The sequence below is a fragment of the Thalassospira australica genome (genome assembly GCF_000763295.1).
Classification (GTDB): Bacteria; Pseudomonadota; Alphaproteobacteria; order Rhodospirillales; family Thalassospiraceae; genus Thalassospira; species Thalassospira australica.
Map to the genome: position 1 here is coordinate 89,847 of NZ_JRJE01000006.1, position 17,008 is coordinate 106,854.

Consider the following 17,008-nt stretch of genomic DNA (forward strand, 5'->3'; position numbering starts at 1 on the left):
TAGCACCGCCCCCACAGATAGGGGATCAGACGGAAAACCCGTAATATTCCCACTCGGCGGCTGAAACCTTTTGTGCCATCTGTTCGTATTCGGCCTGTTTGATTTTGGTGAAGGCCGTGTGGAAGCGTGCGCCCAGCGTGCGTTTGTTGAACTCGGACGCGCCGAAATGATCAATCGCGTCCAGCCAATGACGCGGCAGGTCATTGGGTGCCTTTGCCGCGCCGATTTCGTCTTCGCAGGGTTTACCCGGATCAATTTTGCCTTCAATCCCGTCAAGGGCAGCCCCGAGGGTGACGGCGGCGACCAGATACGGGTTGGCATCAACACCGGCAATGCGGTGTTCGAAATGCCGCGTCTTGCCCGGTGTGCCGGGTACGCGGAGCGCCACAGTGCGGTTTTCAACACCCCAGTCATCCGAAGCCGGTGAATACATCGCCGATGCAAAGCGACGCCATGAATTCATGAACGGCGCAAGCAAGAGCATGGTTTCGCCAATGGTGCCGCGAATGCCGCCAATTGCATGCAGCATGAGCGGGCTTAACGATCCGTCTGCCTGATCGGCAAACAGGTTATTGCCATCCTTGCCCGCAAGTGACAGGTGCAAATGCATGCCCGATCCGGCTTCATTGCCAAATGGCTTGGGCATAAACACCGCTTCCTTGCCAAATCGGCGTGCGACCGTGCGGATCAGGCGCTTGGCGATAATCACGTCATCAGCAGCGCGCATCAGGTCGCGATAGCGGATCGTCATTTCATACTGGCCCGGCCCATATTCCGAAATCAGGGTTTCCAGCGTCAGGTCAAGATGCTTGGCCCCTTCGTACACCGCATCAAACAGCGGTGACATTTCATCAATTTCATCGACCGACATGGTGTTGCGAAGGGGGCTGCGCCGTTTGGTCATGGTATAGGATGCCGGGCGATAAAGCCCGGAGGCATCTGGCTTTTGATCGACCAGGTAAAATTCAAGTTCAAAGGCCCCCATCGGGTGGTAGCCAAGCGCGTTTGCCCGTTTAACCTGCGCGCCAAACACATTGCGCGGATCAACGTCATGGGGCCTTGCATCTTCTTCATACATTGAAATCAAAAGCTGCCCGCGCCCGGTGTGGGGCAGATAACCCAATGTGCCGGGCACTGGCCAACAGCGGCAATCACCGCCCCCGCCGGTTTGAACCAATCCGCAATCATCAACGTCTTCGCCGCTGACATCCTGCCCGAAGATTGAACTTGGCAGGCCGCGCCCGGATTTATAGATACCTTCAAGTTCGTGACGGCGGATCATCTTGCCCCGACCGATACCGTGAAAATCGGTCAGGATGATGTCGATGGCCTCGACGTCGCGATATTTGGCAAGAAAGTCCTGTGCTTCGGACAGTTGACTTCCACTTGGCGAAGGGGCGTTTGCGGTGGCCACGGCACGATTTCCTAAGATGCTGACGGGGGCAATGCAGGTGCAGAACCAATTTCAAAACCGGGCGGGATATTATCCCTGATAACGGCGGAAGAAATAGCGATCTTTGGGAACGCCTTCTGGCAGCGGTTCGGTGATTGTACCCGGCACATCGATTTTCTGATCTGATGCGACAATGGCACCAACCATCAACGCTGGCGGCAGAGTGGAGCCGATGAAGGATGCGATCTTGGCATTCAGCGCCTCATCCCCGGTGCCAACATCGGAATGCACAAGGGCGACCTTGCCTTTGAAACGTTCAACGGCCATTGGCAGGGTTTCGAAAATATCGCCCAAAAACAGGTGATCATCATCGGGGATGCATTTCGGGTGGGCTGCGATCTGGCGATCAAATACAAAGATTTCCCGATCTGGCATGATTTCGCGCAGGTGATCGAACGTGCGCCCGTTGCCAAGCCCGACTTCAAGCACGATCCCGTCGTGATCCTTGATCATTTCTGCGGCTGCGTTCAGGCAGTCGCGTTGGGCTTGTAGGCGGCGGATAACGCTGTTCAGACGAGACATTTCGGTTGAAGCTCCGGGTATGAAATTCGGACAAATATATGATGTAACCAGTTCCCCCTGCACATCACATTGTGCGCAGGGGGACTTAAGGTATCAGCCTTCAAATTTTGTGGCGTCAAAGGCCGGAACCCGTGCGCGGAACGCATCAAGCCAACTTACCAGCGTGGGATATGTTGCGCGCCAGGTGCCCTCAAATCGCAGATCAAGATACCCAAGTGCACAAGCAATCGCGACATGACCAATGGTAAGGTCCTCTTCAAGCGACGGGGCATTTTCCTTGAGCTGGTCAAGCGACCGTTTGACCTTGTCTGCCTGATAGTTCTGCCAATCGGCATGCTGTTTTTCTTCCGGGCGCATACGTTTTTCGTAAACCTGCAGGATTGATGCATCGACAATACCATCGCCAAGCGCCTGAAGGGTGAGGGCCTCCCAGCGGGCATCGCTTGCCGTCGGATGAAGCGATACGCCATCGACCTGCGCATCAAGATATTCACAGATCACACGGCTGTCGAAAATCTTGCGGTCATCCTCAAGGATCAGGATCGGGATTTTACCAAGCGGGTTCTGTTCGCGCAGCGTATCAGCAGGATTGTTGGTGTCGGCAAGCTCAACGGTCAATTGGTCGTAAATGCCCAGCATTTTGGCGACAATTTTGACTTTCCGGCCAAACGGGGACGGTGCACTGGTTCGCAGAATCATGATTTTCCTCCGGGCTAATCAATTGTTTGTGCGCAGTGTAAGGGCGAACAGTGACTGCTAGGAACCGAAATTTTGCGAAAAGATCATGGCGCACTGGTGGTGCTGGGCATGACGTTGGTTTTGGTCGGGGTGTTTTCCTGTGTTTTGTATGACTCTTGGTCGTCTTCGCCCAACCCGGCCAGATGCAGCTCACGGGCAAGGCGCACAGCAGGCCTGGCAGCAAAGAACACCGACCCAATGATAAACAACCACGTTCCGGCAGTTATGGTGGCGTCATCCAGAAACAAGATGCTGCCGACAATGAACAGTATGGCGGCCAAAAGATCGATCACCGAATAGGCAATTTCATAGGCGCTATAAACCTTGCGATGGCGCGGACTGGCGTCAAAGCGGCGGGAACGAAATAGTTTCATTGTCTGATCTCTTTTCGTGGAGCTGTATCTATGCGTGCAACGCACCGGAACACGAAACGTTTCCTTTGGGGCGTCTTAGCGCCGCGCGCGCGGATGGGTGCCGTTATAGACCGCCATCAATTGTTCGGTATCGACCGCCGTGTAACGCTGGGTCGTGGAAAGGGATGCGTGGCCCAGTAAATCCTGAATGGTGCGCAAATCACCCCCGCCGGCCAGAAGGTGGGTGGCAAAGGAATGGCGAAGCGCATGGGGGGTGGCCGTATCGGGCAGGTTTAAAAGTTCGCGCACCTTGCGCATTTCGCGTTGGGCGACCTGTGCCACCAGCCGTTTACCGCGTGCGCCAAGAAACAGGGGTTCATCCCCACTTGGCGCATAGGGGCAGGCGGCAATGTAGTCTTCGATTGCGTCGCGCACGATGGGCAAAACCGGGACAAGACGCTGTTTGTTGCCTTTACCGGTGATCACCATCGAGTCCCCGGTCGGGCGTTGATTGGCATTGAGATCAAGTGCTTCGGATATGCGCAGCCCACAGCCATACAGCAGCGTAAAAAGCGCCAGGTTACGTTTTCCCAGCCACGGTTCATCCTGCCAGGCGTCGGCATTATCAAGCACCGCCATCGCATCGTCGGGGGCCAGTGGTTTGGGTGTTGATTGCGGCAGGCGGGGATTTCGGATCGATTGGACCGCAGCATTTTGCCCGCGTCCTGACCGTTCGAGAAAACGATAGAAATTGCGTAAGGAAGACAAAGCACGGGCTGTGGATGTTTTGGCCATGCCATCCATGCTGCGGCGTGCCAGCCAGCTTCGAAAATCACGCGGGTTTAAGCGCAGCAAATCCTTAAGCGTGGGGCTATCGCCAAGGTGGTCTTTGACGAACCCCAAAAACGCATAAAGATCGGCCAGATAGTTTTCCGTCGTATGAGTGGAGGCGCGACGTTCATCGGCAAGCCAGCCGCGCCAGTCGGCAATGGCGTCGCGCACATCCTGTGGCAGGGTAATGGCGGTCAGACCGTTTGGGTCAGCCATCGACGCACACCAAATTCAATGACAGAGGCCAGGAACATGATCAGGTCATTGGCCTGTGCCGGGCTGAAATAGTCCGGCTCCTTGACGCCAAAGGCAACAATGCCGACCGGATCCCCGTAAAACGGAGCCAGTCGTACAATCGCAGCAGATCGGATATCAGCAGCCTTCGGGCCAAAAATGGCCTCATCACCGGCCTCATCAGGCAGCAGCCAGACGTCCTGTTCTTCGCCAAGAACCTGATCCACAGCACCGACAACAAGGCGGCGCACGCGACCATCGCAACTTGGCACCGGGGCTTCTTCGCATTCCTCAAAACACAGCGCGATGGCGTCAAGATCAAGGAGTTCGGGGACAAGGTCCTGAAGGGCCTCGACAAAGGTTTCAAACCCGCGCGCATTCAGAATCGCCAGAACCGCACGGTGAATCCGGCTTTGGGTTTCCAGGTTGGATTTGGAAATATTGATCAGCTCGCTGGTCGCCCCGCGCAGCTTTTCGCGTTCATCGCGCAGGCGCGCAACGACATATTGCTGCATATCAGCAACGCCATTGCCCATCTCCCGGACCGGTAAATCAAGACTTTCGAGCAAGTCAGGGCGCGTTGTGAAGAATTCTGGATGTTTCGCAAGGTAGTCCGCGACATCGTCGGCGCGCAAATCTGTCTTTTCCATCGGTTCCGGCTTGAAAAGTGAGAAACAAAAAACCCGGCTGCCACAATGCGGGCTGCCGGGTTAAATGCTTGTTAAAAACCGCACGCGATGCGGGTTTTAATCAAACCGTGCCGTTTTCTGATCGAAAATCAGAGGATCGACTGGCCAGTTTTTTCCCAATCAGCCATGAAGGCTTCAAGGCCTTTGTCGGTCAGCGGGTGTTTGGTCAGCTGACCGAGAACCTGCGGCGGAATGGTGACAACGTCAGCACCGAGACGGGCCGAGTCGACAACATGCTGCGGGCCACGTGCCGATGCTACCAGAACTTCGGTGTTCCAGTTCGGGTAGTTGCCATAAACATCCACGATGTCGGCAATCAGCTGCATGCCATCAGACGAAATGTCATCCAGACGGCCAACAAACGGCGAAACATAGGTTGCACCGGCTTTGGCAGCCAAGATCGCCTGACCAACCGAGAAGCAAAGCGTCACGTTGGTCTGAATGCCTTCGTCGGTGAAGGTGCGGCAGGCTTTGAGGCCATCAGCAGTCAGCGGCAGCTTGACGACGACATTGTCGGCGATCTTTGCCAGCTTGCGGCCTTCGGCGACCATGGTGTCGTAATCGGTCGCAGCAACTTCTGCGCTGACCGGACCGTCGACAACGTCACAAATTTCCTTGATCAGTTCGAGAAACGGTCGGCCAGACTTTGCTACCAGCGAGGGGTTGGTGGTGACACCGTCTACGAGGCCGGACATGGCCAGTTCGCGGATTGCGTCGATGTCAGCGGTATCGATGAAAAACTTCATTGGAATTCCTGTTTAGGACCTGTTGTTCAATGATGCGGTTAGCTGCTAGGTTCTGGATCATCTGATGACGGAACCAGATCCTTGCTGTGGGACCGTTTGTTTCTGTGCCCAATATCTGGCGATCCTGAAACGGCACCGGTTGGATGGGCAACCTCACGGGGTTTATAATATATGAGTGCCGCAAAGGCCACCTCTGGAAATTTGTTTGCGAACGATCCGGCCTTTGAGGTAACCGCCCAGACCGTAAGCGTCCTGCCGCCGCTGCCATTGGCGGGGCCATACGACTATCTTGTTCCCGAAGGTTTATCGGTTCAACCTGGTGATTTTGTTGAAATCCCGTTGGGGCGTCAAACCCAGCGCGGGGTCGTTTGGGGTGATGCCAAGGGCGATGTTGATCCTGCCAAGCTGCGCGAAATTTATGGAGTCCTGCCAACCGCGCCGATGGCCGATGTAACCCGGAAATTCATTGATTGGGTTTCGGCCTATACCATGGCCCGCCAAGGGGCGGTTTTGCGCATGGCGATGAGCGTGCCAGATGCGCTTGATGCCCCCAAACCGATTTTTCGCTTTACCCTTAATCCCGAATTCGATGCAGATGGCGCGTCTTTGCGCATGACGCCGCCGCGCAAACGGGTTTTGGCATTCCTTGCCGATCACCCGCCGATGGAGCAGGGCGATATCCTGCGTGAAACCGGCGCGGGCGCCAGTGTGATCAAAGGGCTGGTCGAAGCAGGAGCCGTTCAGCGATTGATGGTGACACCCCCATCCCCGTTTGAGTTGCCTGACCTTGATATTCCACGACCGGATTTATCCGATGAACAGGTTGCCGCTGCTGATGCCTTGTGCGCGCAACAGGAAAAAGGCGGGTTTTCCTGTACGCTGCTGGATGGCGTTACCGGATCGGGCAAGACCGAGGTGTATTTTGAACCAGTGCGAGCAGCCCTTGCCCAAGGCAAGCAGGTCGTTGTTTTGCTGCCGGAGATTGCGCTTTCGGCACAATGGTTGCAGCGCTTTCGCGACAGGTTTGGCGTCACGCCAGCACTTTGGCATTCCGAAGTCGGGCAGGCCAGGCGACGTGATACGTGGCGGGCGGTTGCCGATGGTTCGGCCAGACTGGTGGTTGGTGCGCGTTCGGCCTTGTTCCTGCCCTATCATGATCTGGCCCTGATCGTGGTGGATGAGGAACATGAACATGCCTTCAAACAGGAAGACGGGGTGATGTATCATGCGCGTGATATGGCGGTGACGCGCGCGCATCTGGGCAATATCCCGGTGGTGCTGGCGTCCGCCACCCCGTCGCTTGAAACGCTGGCCAATGTCGAAGCCGGACGCTATCAGCGGGTTGCGCTTGGCAGTCGCCATGGTGCGGCCGTGCTGCCAAGTGTTGAAATCATCGACATCCGCAAAGACAAGCCCGAACGCAATCGCTGGATCACACCGACGCTTAAAAAGCGTCTGTTGGAAACCTTCGCCAGCGGCGAACAGGCGATGTTGTTTTTAAACCGGCGTGGTTATGCGCCGTTGACTCTGTGTCGTGCCTGCGGGCATCGTTTCCAGTGCCCCAATTGCACGGCCTGGCTGGTGGAGCACCGCGCCTGGGGCAAATTGCAATGCCATCATTGCGGTTATCAGGCAAAGGCGCCTGATGCCTGCCCATCTTGCGGGGCAGAGGGCAAACTGGCCCCCTGTGGCCCAGGGGTGGAACGCCTTTATGAAGAGGCCGTCGAAACGTTTCCTGACATTCGGGTCGAGGTTGCGACGTCAGATAACATCATGGGACCCAAGGCCGCGGCAGAATTGATCAAGCGGGTGCATAATCATGAAGTTGATCTGCTGATCGGGACGCAAATCCTTGCCAAGGGTTATCACTTTCCGATGCTGACCCTGGTTGGTGTGGTGGATGCCGATCTGGGATTGGCCGGGGGTGACTTGCGCGCAGCCGAACGCAGTTATCAGCTTTTAACCCAGGTGGCCGGGCGGGCCGGGCGTGGGGATCGACCGGGCACGGTTCTGTTGCAGACGGCTGACCCCGCCAACCGGGTGATCAAGGCAATTGCCGCAGGTGACCGGGATGCCTTTAACGAGGTCGAGCTGTCTCAGCGCATGACCCATGGCATGCCCCCGCATGGGCGACTGGCGGCTCTTATTATAAGTGGTAAAAAAGAAAAAGAAGTCGACGAAGCTGCATGGCGGATCGGACGCGCCGCACCGCGCGGGGATGGGTTGATGGTTCTGGGACCTGCCCCGGCGCCGTTGTCGCTGTTGCGCGGGCGCTATCGTCGCCGATTTATGATCCGTGCGGACAAGGGGATTAAAATGCAGGCCCTGATCCATGATTGGCTGTCAAAGGTCAAAACACCGGGCAGTGTGCGCGTGCAGGTCGATATTGATCCCTATAGCTTTATGTAGTGACATCCATTTTCCATCGCCCGTCTAGTGCCTGCTTACTGGAAGTTTTGTGATTGCCACCAGTCCAATCCGTCTGGACCAAGGTAGTTCTCTAAAATACTGAGCAGTTGCCCATCGTCGCGCATGTCTCGAATGATCCGGTCATAGTCACGCAGGAATTGCTGCTTGCCCGGATAGTCCGAGGCTTTTGCGAACACATTATAATATGGCGCACGTTTCAAGGGCGGATGCAAAAAGACGATATCTTTACGATACCCGTTTTGAATGCTGTCAAACACTGTACTCAGATAATTGACCGGTACTGCATCAAAGCGCTTTTGCAGCAACATCGGAATCAGAAGGTCGCTGCGCGCAACGGTTTGTATATCCAGTCCGGAATTCCAGAAGGTGCTGGTATAGGAATAATCGGCAGCAGCCCCGATCTGCACCCGCGACAAGTCGGAAAAATCATTGAACCGGATACGGGTTTTATCTTCGGCGCGCACGGCAAATCGCCAATCAAGCAAAAGATGCGCTTCATTGGGGTAATGTAAATAAGTGCTGCGTTCCTGACTCATTGACAGGGTCAGGATGATATCCGAACTGCCGTTTTGTGCGTTGTGGAGTAACCGGCTGCCGGAATCGACAAAACGAAACATATAATCGGTGATGTTCATGCGGCTGAGAACTTCGGTCATGATGTCGATATCAATGCCGCGGGCCTCTTCGTGACCCGCCCACTTCAGAGGTGTTTCCTCCAGCCCTTCGATGATCAGGGTGCGCGCATGTGCGTGGATATCACCTGCAGATAGCAGCAGGGCTACCGTGATCATGGTGATCAGGAACAGACCCGGTCGTCTTTTATGCCCTTGAGTGTGTCGCACATTATATCCCGGTTTGGTTGCATTACTGTGATCAAACAATACGCTACCTTACTGCAATTACCGAGAAAATTTGCATTTTGGCACTGTCGAACGGTGTCCCGATACAGAGACGCAAAAAGGGGGCAGGGCTCTGATCAAGGCTGTATCAGGTGTGAACTTGGTTACAGTCGCCGGTAAAATCGGCGGTATTTTCGGAAGTGTAAATGCAATGCCTGCGCATTTGATGGGGATTCGTTGTGAAATTTTGGCTGACAGCGAACGTCTTTTTGTCTGCCTCATGGAAAAGCGTCTTATAAAATAGTTGTAAGCCTGCCTTAAAAGTGGGCGATTTAGGGGTGTTTTTGCCTATCTTTGCCAAAGAATGGAAAAGAGCGCTCAAATGCGGTTGCGCGGGGGTTGCCCCCTCAAAGGACATGTGCTACCAAACGCTCGCTTCCCGGAAGGAAACCCTTTCGGGGGATCATTTTTTTATACGTATCCGAGTCGTTCTCATAACCAGAATTGAGGGCTTTCACCGGTGTCCCAAAATACTGCCGCGACCGGGCTCCAAGGGCGCTATGCCACAGCACTATTCGACTTGGCCAAATCGGCCAAGCAGCTTGATGTTGTCAAAAGCGATCTTGAATTGCTCGACCAGGCCATCGCAAACAGCGATGACCTCCGGAATGTACTCCGCAGTCCCGTGATTTCCCGGGATGTGCAGGCCAAGGCGATGGCGGCTCTTCTGGATAAACTCGGCGTTTCCGAGTTGACCAAGAAGACCGTAGGGCTTCTGTCTCAGAAGCGTCGTCTGTTTGCCCTGCCGGCTGTTATCGATTCCTACCTTTCCATGCTCTCGGCTCACAATGGCGAAGTTACCGCTCAGGTGACCTCGGCTTCCGAGCTGAAAAAAGAGCAAATCGAAGCCGTTACCGGCGCTCTCAAAGAAGTTGTCGGCGCCACTGTCAAAGTGGACCTTAAAGTTGATCCGGCTGTTCTTGGCGGTCTTGTCGTCAAGGTCGGTTCCCGGGTTTTTGATGCCTCGCTTCGTACTAAACTGCAGAAGCTCGAGCTCGCTATGAAAGGGGTTGCGTGATGGAAATCCGCGCCGCGGAAATCTCCGCTATTCTCAAGGATCAGATTGCCAATTTTGGTGCTGAAGCCGAAGTTGCCGAAGTCGGTCAGGTTCTGTCCGTCGGTGATGGTATTGCCCGTGTTTACGGTCTGGACAATGTTCAGGCTGGTGAACTCGTTGACTTCCCGGGTGGTATTAAGGGCATGGCCCTTAACCTCGAAGAAGACAACGTTGGTGTCGTGATCTTCGGTTCTGACCGTTCGATCAAGGAAGGTGACCAGGTTAAACGTACTGGCGCCATCGTTGACGTTCCGGTTGGTAAGGAACTGCTGGGTCGCGTTGTTGACGGTCTGGGTAACCCGATCGACGGCAAAGGCGATCTGGGTGCAAAGGAACGTCGCCTTGCCGACGTCAAGGCACCGGGTATCATCCCGCGTAAATCGGTTCACGAGCCAGTGCAGACCGGTATCAAGTCGATTGACTCCCTGATCCCGATTGGCCGTGGCCAGCGTGAGCTGATCATTGGTGACCGTCAGACCGGTAAAACCGCCATCATCGTTGACACCATTCTGAACCAGAAGCCGGTGAACGATGCAGCCAAATCCGACAGCGACAAGATGTTCTCCATCTATGTTGCCGTTGGTCAGAAACGTTCGACCGTTGCACAGGTTGTTAAGGTCCTTGAAGAGCGCGGCGCGATGGAAAACACCATCATTGTTGCTGCGACCGCATCCGACCCGGCACCGATGCAGTTCATCGCACCGTTCGTTGCTTGCGCAATGGGCGAATACTTCCGCGATAACGGCATGCACGCAACGATCTTCTATGATGATCTGTCCAAGCAGGCTGTTGCATATCGCCAGATGTCGCTTCTGCTTCGCCGTCCGCCGGGACGTGAGGCATTCCCGGGTGACGTCTTCTATCTGCACTCCCGTCTGCTGGAACGTGCTGCGAAGATGAATGACGAAAACGGCGCTGGTTCGCTGACCGCACTTCCGGTCATTGAAACCCAGGGTAACGACGTTTCGGCGTTTATTCCGACCAACGTGATCTCGATCACCGACGGTCAGATCTTCCTTGAAACCGACCTGTTCTACAAAGGCGTACGCCCGGCTGTGAACGTTGGTCTGTCAGTTTCGCGTGTTGGTTCGTCCGCACAGATCAAAGCGATGAAGCAGGTTGCCGGCTCGATCAAGCTGGAACTCGCTCAGTATCGTGAGATGGAAGCATTCGCACAGTTCGCATCGGATCTTGATCCGGCGACCCAGAAGCTTCTGGCCCGTGGCGCACGTCTGACCGAGCTGCTCAAGCAGCCGCAGTACTCGCCGCTTAAGGTCGAAGAGCAGGTCGTTGTGATCTACGCTGGTGTTAAGGGCTATCTTGATAACGTTCCGGTGACCAAGGTCCGCGCATTCGAAGAACAGTACCTGTCCGAAATTCGTTCGGCTGGCGCTGATATCCTCGACGCGATCCGCACCGAGAAGGTTCTGTCTGATGACAGCGAAGCCAAGCTTAAAGCGTTCCTCGACAAGTTCGCGAAAACCTTCGCGTAAGACTGAAACTTAGGCGAAGGAGGAAACGCAATGGCTAGTTTGAAGGATCTGCGCTCGCGCATTGCCAGTGTCAAATCGACGAAGAAAATTACTTCGGCGATGAAGATGGTGGCAGCCTCCAAGCTCCGTCGTGCACAGGATGCAGCGGAAGCAGCCCGTCCCTATGCGGAACGCATGGGGACGATGCTGGGCCGTCTCGCAACTGCCGTCGGTAGCAATGAAGGCGCTCCGAAGCTTCTGGCCGGTACCGGTAAAGACGATGTGCATCTGCTCGTCGTCTTCACCGCAGACCGTGGCCTTTGCGGTGGTTTTAACGCATCGATCGTAAAAGCGGCCCGTCTCAAAACCAAAGCCTTGCTGGCTGAGGGCAAGACGGTCAAGCTGATCTGTGTTGGCCGCAAGGGCTCAGATGCGCTCAAGCGTGAATTTGGTGACAATATTGTCGCCCGGTATACCGGCATCGAAGGCAAGAAGGGGATCGATTTCTCTTCTGCGACCGACGTAGCCGACAAGGTTCTGGCGCTTTACGAAGAAGGCGAATTCGACGTCTGCACGATCTTCTACAACAAGTTCGTGTCCGCGATTTCGCAGGTGGCAACGGCTCAGCAACTTATCCCGTTCGCGGGTGAAGAAGTTGAAGAGCAGGAAGAAGCCGAAACCGGTTCTTCTGCGGTTTATGAATATGAACCGTCTGAAGAAGCCATCTTGGCTGATTTGCTGCCGCGTAACGTTGGCGTCCAGATTTTCGGTGCAATGCTTGAAAGCAGTGCATCTGAACACGGCGCGCGTATGTCCGCGATGGATAACGCAACCCGCAATGCCGGCGACATGATCGACCGACTGAGCATCCAGTACAACCGCTCACGTCAGGCTCAGATCACCAACGAACTGATTGAAATCATTTCCGGCGCCGAGGCTTTGTAAGCGGGTCGCAGGAAGTTAACGGATAGCTTTGTCCGAGCAGGAGACAATACCTATGGCGAACAAGAAGGCGGGGAAAATTTCCCAGGTAATGGGCGCCGTCGTCGACGTTAAATTCGACGGCGATCTGCCTCCCATTCTGAATGCGCTGCATGTTGACAACAACGGTCAGCGTCTGGTTCTTGAAGTTGCACAGCACCTTGGTGAAAATGCGGTCCGTACGATCGCAATGGACACCACAGAAGGTCTGAAGCGCGGTCAGGAAGTCACCGACACCGGTGATGCGATCTCGGTTCCGGTTGGTCCGGAAACCCTTGGTCGTATTCTGAACGTGATCGGCGAACCGGTTGACGAACGTGGTCCGGTGAAATCGGCCAAGACTTCGCCGATCCACCGTGAAGCACCGGCTTTCATCGACCAGTCGACCGATACCGAAATCCTGGTTACCGGCATTAAGGTTATTGACCTTATCGCGCCGTACACCAAGGGTGGTAAAATTGGTCTGTTCGGTGGTGCGGGCGTTGGTAAAACCGTCCTTATCATGGAGCTGATCAACAACGTGGCAAAAGGCCACGGTGGTTACTCGGTCTTCGCAGGAGTTGGTGAACGTACCCGTGAAGGTAACGACCTCTATCACGAGATGATGGAATCAGGCGTTATCAACCCGGAAGGCGAATCCAAAGCGGCACTGGTTTATGGCCAGATGAACGAACCCCCGGGAGCACGTGCACGTGTTGCTCTGACCGGTCTGACCCTTGCGGAATACTTCCGTGATGAAGAAGGCCAGGACGTTCTGTTCTTCGTCGATAACATCTTCCGCTTTACCCAGGCTGGTTCGGAAGTGTCGGCACTTCTCGGTCGTATCCCGTCAGCTGTGGGTTATCAGCCGACGCTGGCAACCGACATGGGTGCGCTGCAGGAACGTATTACCTCGACCAAAAAAGGTTCCATTACCTCGGTCCAGGCCATTTACGTCCCGGCCGATGACTTGACTGACCCGGCACCGGCAACCTCGTTTGCTCACCTTGATGCAACCACCACGCTGAACCGTCAGATTGCCGAGCTCGGCATCTATCCGGCAGTTGACCCGCTCGATTCCACCTCGCGTGCACTCGATCCGGGCGTGATTGGTCAGGAACACTACGAGACCGCGCGTGAAGTTCAGCGTGTTCTTCAGACCTACAAAGGTCTGCAGGACATCATCGCCATCCTCGGCATGGACGAGCTTTCGGAAGAAGACAAACTGGTCGTGGCACGTGCCCGTAAGATCCAGCGTTTCCTTTCGCAGCCGTTCCACGTTGCAGAGGTTTTCACCGGTACTCCGGGCGTGTTCGTTCAGCTCGAAGACACCATCAAGGCATTCAAGGCGATCTGTGCTGGTGAGTACGACCATATGCCCGAACAGGCATTCTACATGGTCGGCACCATCGAAGAAGCCATCGAAAAAGCCAAGAAGATGGCCGAAGCTGCCTAAGGCAGCTTTGGTCCCCCTCCGGCTAAGGAGCGAGGATTGTCATGACTGATACGACTGTACTGGAACTTGTTTCACCGTCTGCCCTGCTCAAATCTGAGCCGGTCGAGATGGTCGTTGTTCCGGGCACGGACGGGAATTTTGGTGTGCTGCCGAAGCATTCGCCGATGATCTCGACCATTCGTCCGGGTGTCATCGACATCTATGCAGGTGGTAAGGTTTCCGAACGTATCTTCGTTGCAGGTGGTGTCGCTGAGGTTAATCCCGAGCGTTGCACCATTCTTGCAGAAGAAGCGGTTCCGGTTGCCGATTTGAAAGCTGACGAAGCGCAGGCCCGTCTTGAAGCGGCGGAAGCCGCCCTCAAGGCTGCTGAAACTGCACACGATAAAGCCAATGCCGAGCGTTCGCTTGATATTGCCCGTGCACAGATTACAGCCCTGACCAACTAAACGTCGGTTTTGGAATTTTTTAAAAGAGGCCGCCCACGAGGGCGGCCTTTTTTGTGTGCGTATTTCGTCCCGGCATATGGGGCGCAGCTCTTTCCGGCGCGGAAGTTTCTTTAACTGCGCCACCCTGGCCGGGTCCGTAGCGCACGGGCCTGTAATGCCCATCCGCCACCAAAACCGACCACCAACATAATCACAATTGCAGATGCCAAAATGGGCCAGGCTACCTGTGCGATTTGTGCAGCGGTAATGGTTCCGATGGTTTGACCGGCGCCAATTGCGATCCCGGCCCCCATGATCAAGCCGATAAAGCCGCTTATCCCGATCATCATCCCTGTTTCCAGCGCCCCTGTGGTGGTGATTTGAACGGGTTGAATGCCCAATGTGCGCAGCATGGCAAGGGTGCTGCTCTGACTTTGCCGCAGGGCAATCAGGCCGCTTATGATCACCAGGCTGGCCCCGATTGTTGCCAGTACGGTCAAACCAACCAACCCGCTCAGAACTGCGTCAAACATCCCGTTCAATTTTCCCAGGACATCCGAAACGATAATTGCCGGAATGTCCGGGTATCCTTCGCGTAGCTGGTCAATGGCATTGTTGAGTGATGCTTCGTCACCCAAGCTGATCGCGCTGAGCACTCCATGATCAAAGCTTGGATCCATTGGGGACAGGACGAGCGGGAAATCAAGCCCAAGACGTGTCCAGTCGATAATGCGCAGATTGGCAACCTGCACGTCATAGGGGTGCCCGAAAATATTGAGGGTCAAACGATCTCCAACGGCTATGCCGATGGCCTTGGCGACCCCGGCATCAAGTGACGCCAAATGTGCATTTTGGCTGTTGGGCCCCCACCAATGACCGTCTGAAATGGTACTTTGTTCCATGTCTGCGGTTGGTGCCGCAGTCCATGAAATTCCCCGGTCCCCGCGCAAGAACCAGTGATATCGTCGTGGCACATCCGCGCGCGTCAATGGGGTGCCATTCAGATGGGTTACTCGCCCGTGGAGGAACGGCATTTGCGTAACTGCGCGAACATCTGCATTTTGTCGGGCGCGTTCCTCAAATGCCTTGGCCTCGTTTGGCGGAAGATCAAAGAAAATGATTTCAGGTGTTTGGGATGGCAGCACAGATTTCAGGTGATGACCTGCCAGGGTGCCAAACAGGATCACGGCAAACAGACAGGTCATGGCCAAACCAAACGATGCCGTGATGGTTACTGTTGGTGCCGCTGGACGCGCGATGTTGCGCAGTGCAAGCCGTAGTGTTGGCGATGAGATGGATCTAACTGCAAGTTTGCCGGCACAAAACCGGATGATCCGGCCCAGCAGCACAAACAGCAGCAGGCAAAAGACCAGTACGCCAAGCAGTGCCAATGAAAGCCAGCCCAGATCAATCAGGAGGGTGGCAATGCCATAAAGCACGATGGCGAGAACGACTTTGACCAAGTTCTGACCACGCCGTGAAGCCCAAAGCCTTGTTTTTGGGAATGTGTCATTGCCCTGTTGATGCGGCATTTGATGACGAAACAGGTGGCTCGGGGGCGTCAAACAGGCCGTACTGATCGGACCAATGGCAACCAGTGTGACGAACCCGTAAACAAAGCTGACGATCAAAGGTGCACTGGTGAAATCAGACCTTATGTCAAAGCCAAGCTGATCGCGAAGATAGGGGAAAACAAACTGCCCGGTGACGGTGGTCAAGAGTATCGCAACAAATACTGCGACACTGGTGATAAGGCCAATCTGCCAGATAAGGCTTGTGGCAATTTGGTGTGGGCGGGCACCAAGGCCCCGCATGATGGCAAAGCGCCTACGCCGGGCAGATAAATCAGCAATCAGCGCATTGTGGATTGCCGACATGGCAATGGCAAAGATTGCCAGTCCGATCAGACTGACGAAGGCAGATGCAAAATCGCCAATCCGCTCCATACCCGGAACGCCGTCTGCGGCATTCACGATCCGCCAACCACTGTCAGGAAATTTGTCTTCAATATTGGCGATGATCTGTTCGTGCGATCTATCTTTGCCTGCCGGCACTTTCAGGCGGGCATACCAATAGACTTGCTTGCCCGGTGCTAAAAGGGGGTTCTCGCGATAGCCATCAAGTCCAACGATGACCCGCGGCCCCAGCGAGAACAATCTGAACTTGCGTTCTGGTTCTGTGGTAATGACAGCACGGATTTGATGGGGACGGCCGCCAAGCAATATCAGATCACCAATCGCGAATTTGCCATGTTCAAGCAGTTCGGGGCCAACCACTGCACCGGGCAGGTCATTTTCGGGCATCAGCGCATCTTCAAGCGTGATGTCTGGTGTCAGTGATATTTCCCCATACAGCGGATATGTCTGATCAATTGCTTTTAGCTCGGACAAAACAGGGGGGGTGTCGCGTGCAGAGCCGACCATAACCCGTTGTTCGAGAGTTAGGCTTACGGTTCCCTGTGTTTTAAGGAAGGCGATTTCGGCCGATGTCGGTGCGCGATGAAAAAGGCGTAATGAAATATCCCCGCCAATGGTTTGTTGTGCCGATTGGCGCATGCCATCGCGCACCGATTGCGTCAGGCTGACCGTGAGCAGCAAAATCGTTGCTGCAAACACAAGTGTGGCAAACAGCGCGCTCATACCAACGCCGGGCCTGCGCAGTTCACGCAATGCGATCGTCAGACTGGCGGGGAATATGGAATATCTGGCAAGCAGTGATGTCGGGCGGGACACGGCAGTCTCGC

15 protein-coding genes are annotated in these 17,008 nt (G+C 55.1%); 6 read left to right on the top strand and 9 right to left on the bottom strand.

Annotated features, from left to right (window positions below; all coding sequences use genetic code 11):
- Positions 1–25: 25 nt before the first annotated feature.
- The 7 genes from JF44_RS0105830 to fsa all read right to left on the bottom strand — a co-directional run bounded on the left by JF44_RS0105830 (position 26) and on the right by fsa (position 5,566).
- The gene (locus JF44_RS0105830; protein WP_033068029.1) at positions 26–1,414 is read right to left on the bottom strand and encodes a glutamine synthetase family protein; all 1,389 of its coding nucleotides are present in this window, start codon (positions 1,412–1,414) and stop codon (positions 26–28) included.
- A 69-nt stretch (positions 1,415–1,483) separates the two neighbouring features.
- Complete coding sequence (locus JF44_RS0105835; RefSeq protein ID WP_033068030.1) at positions 1,484–1,975, bottom strand: class I SAM-dependent methyltransferase; 492 nt, start codon at positions 1,973–1,975, stop codon at positions 1,484–1,486.
- Between the two features lie 93 nt (positions 1,976–2,068).
- Complete coding sequence (locus tag JF44_RS0105840) at positions 2,069–2,674, bottom strand: glutathione S-transferase family protein (RefSeq protein WP_033068031.1); 606 nt, start codon at positions 2,672–2,674, stop codon at positions 2,069–2,071.
- Positions 2,675–2,757: 83 nt separating this feature from the next.
- On the bottom strand, positions 2,758–3,087 hold the full coding sequence (locus JF44_RS0105845) for a YrhK family protein (protein WP_033068032.1): 330 nt from the start codon (positions 3,085–3,087) through the stop codon (positions 2,758–2,760).
- A 75-nt stretch (positions 3,088–3,162) separates the two neighbouring features.
- Entirely contained in the window at positions 3,163–4,113 is a 951-nt protein-coding gene (locus JF44_RS0105850) for a tyrosine recombinase XerC (protein WP_052065485.1), read from the bottom strand.
- The gene (locus JF44_RS0105855) at positions 4,092–4,781 is read right to left on the bottom strand and encodes a DUF484 family protein (protein ID WP_033068033.1); all 690 of its coding nucleotides are present in this window, start codon (positions 4,779–4,781) and stop codon (positions 4,092–4,094) included. Before JF44_RS0105855 ends, JF44_RS0105850 begins: the two co-directional genes overlap by 22 nt.
- Positions 4,782–4,909: 128 nt before the next feature.
- A complete protein-coding gene (fsa, locus tag JF44_RS0105860; RefSeq protein WP_033068034.1) occupies positions 4,910–5,566 on the bottom strand; it encodes a fructose-6-phosphate aldolase in 657 nt (218 codons plus the stop codon).
- Positions 5,567–5,737: 171 nt separating this feature from the next.
- Here fsa and JF44_RS0105865 point away from each other — a divergent pair, with 171 nt between their 5' ends.
- Complete coding sequence (locus JF44_RS0105865; RefSeq protein ID WP_033068035.1) at positions 5,738–7,975, top strand: primosomal protein N'; 2,238 nt, start codon at positions 5,738–5,740, stop codon at positions 7,973–7,975.
- A 35-nt stretch (positions 7,976–8,010) separates the two neighbouring features.
- Here JF44_RS0105865 and JF44_RS0105870 read toward each other — a convergent pair whose 3' ends face one another.
- Positions 8,011–8,838, bottom strand: a complete 828-nt coding sequence (locus JF44_RS0105870; RefSeq protein WP_238318383.1) for a substrate-binding periplasmic protein — start codon at positions 8,836–8,838, stop codon at positions 8,011–8,013.
- A 517-nt stretch (positions 8,839–9,355) separates the two neighbouring features.
- Here JF44_RS0105870 and JF44_RS0105880 point away from each other — a divergent pair.
- Genes JF44_RS0105880 through atpC form a run of 5 tightly spaced genes read left to right on the top strand, consistent with a single transcriptional unit; the run spans position 9,356 to position 14,286 of the window.
- Positions 9,356–9,913 (top strand): F0F1 ATP synthase subunit delta, encoded by a 558-nt coding sequence (locus JF44_RS0105880; protein WP_033068037.1) that lies wholly within the window; start codon positions 9,356–9,358, stop codon positions 9,911–9,913.
- Positions 9,913–11,445 carry a F0F1 ATP synthase subunit alpha gene (atpA, locus tag JF44_RS0105885; protein ID WP_033068038.1) on the top strand — a complete coding sequence of 511 codons (1,533 nt, stop codon included), beginning with the start codon at positions 9,913–9,915 and terminating at the stop codon, positions 11,443–11,445. Before JF44_RS0105880 ends, atpA begins: the two co-directional genes overlap by 1 nt.
- Before the next feature lie 30 nt (positions 11,446–11,475).
- The gene (locus JF44_RS0105890) at positions 11,476–12,369 is read left to right on the top strand and encodes a F0F1 ATP synthase subunit gamma (protein ID WP_033068039.1); all 894 of its coding nucleotides are present in this window, start codon (positions 11,476–11,478) and stop codon (positions 12,367–12,369) included.
- Between the two features lie 52 nt (positions 12,370–12,421).
- The gene (gene atpD, locus JF44_RS0105895; protein ID WP_033068040.1) at positions 12,422–13,840 is read left to right on the top strand and encodes a F0F1 ATP synthase subunit beta; all 1,419 of its coding nucleotides are present in this window, start codon (positions 12,422–12,424) and stop codon (positions 13,838–13,840) included.
- Positions 13,841–13,881: 41 nt separating this feature from the next.
- Positions 13,882–14,286, top strand: coding sequence for an ATP synthase F1 subunit epsilon (gene atpC / locus JF44_RS0105900; RefSeq protein ID WP_033068041.1), 405 nt, complete (start codon positions 13,882–13,884; stop codon positions 14,284–14,286).
- A 110-nt stretch (positions 14,287–14,396) separates the two neighbouring features.
- Here atpC and JF44_RS0105905 read toward each other — a convergent pair whose 3' ends face one another.
- Entirely contained in the window at positions 14,397–16,997 is a 2,601-nt protein-coding gene (locus JF44_RS0105905) for an ABC transporter permease (RefSeq protein WP_156111609.1), read from the bottom strand.
- Positions 16,998–17,008: the final 11 nt, after the last annotated feature.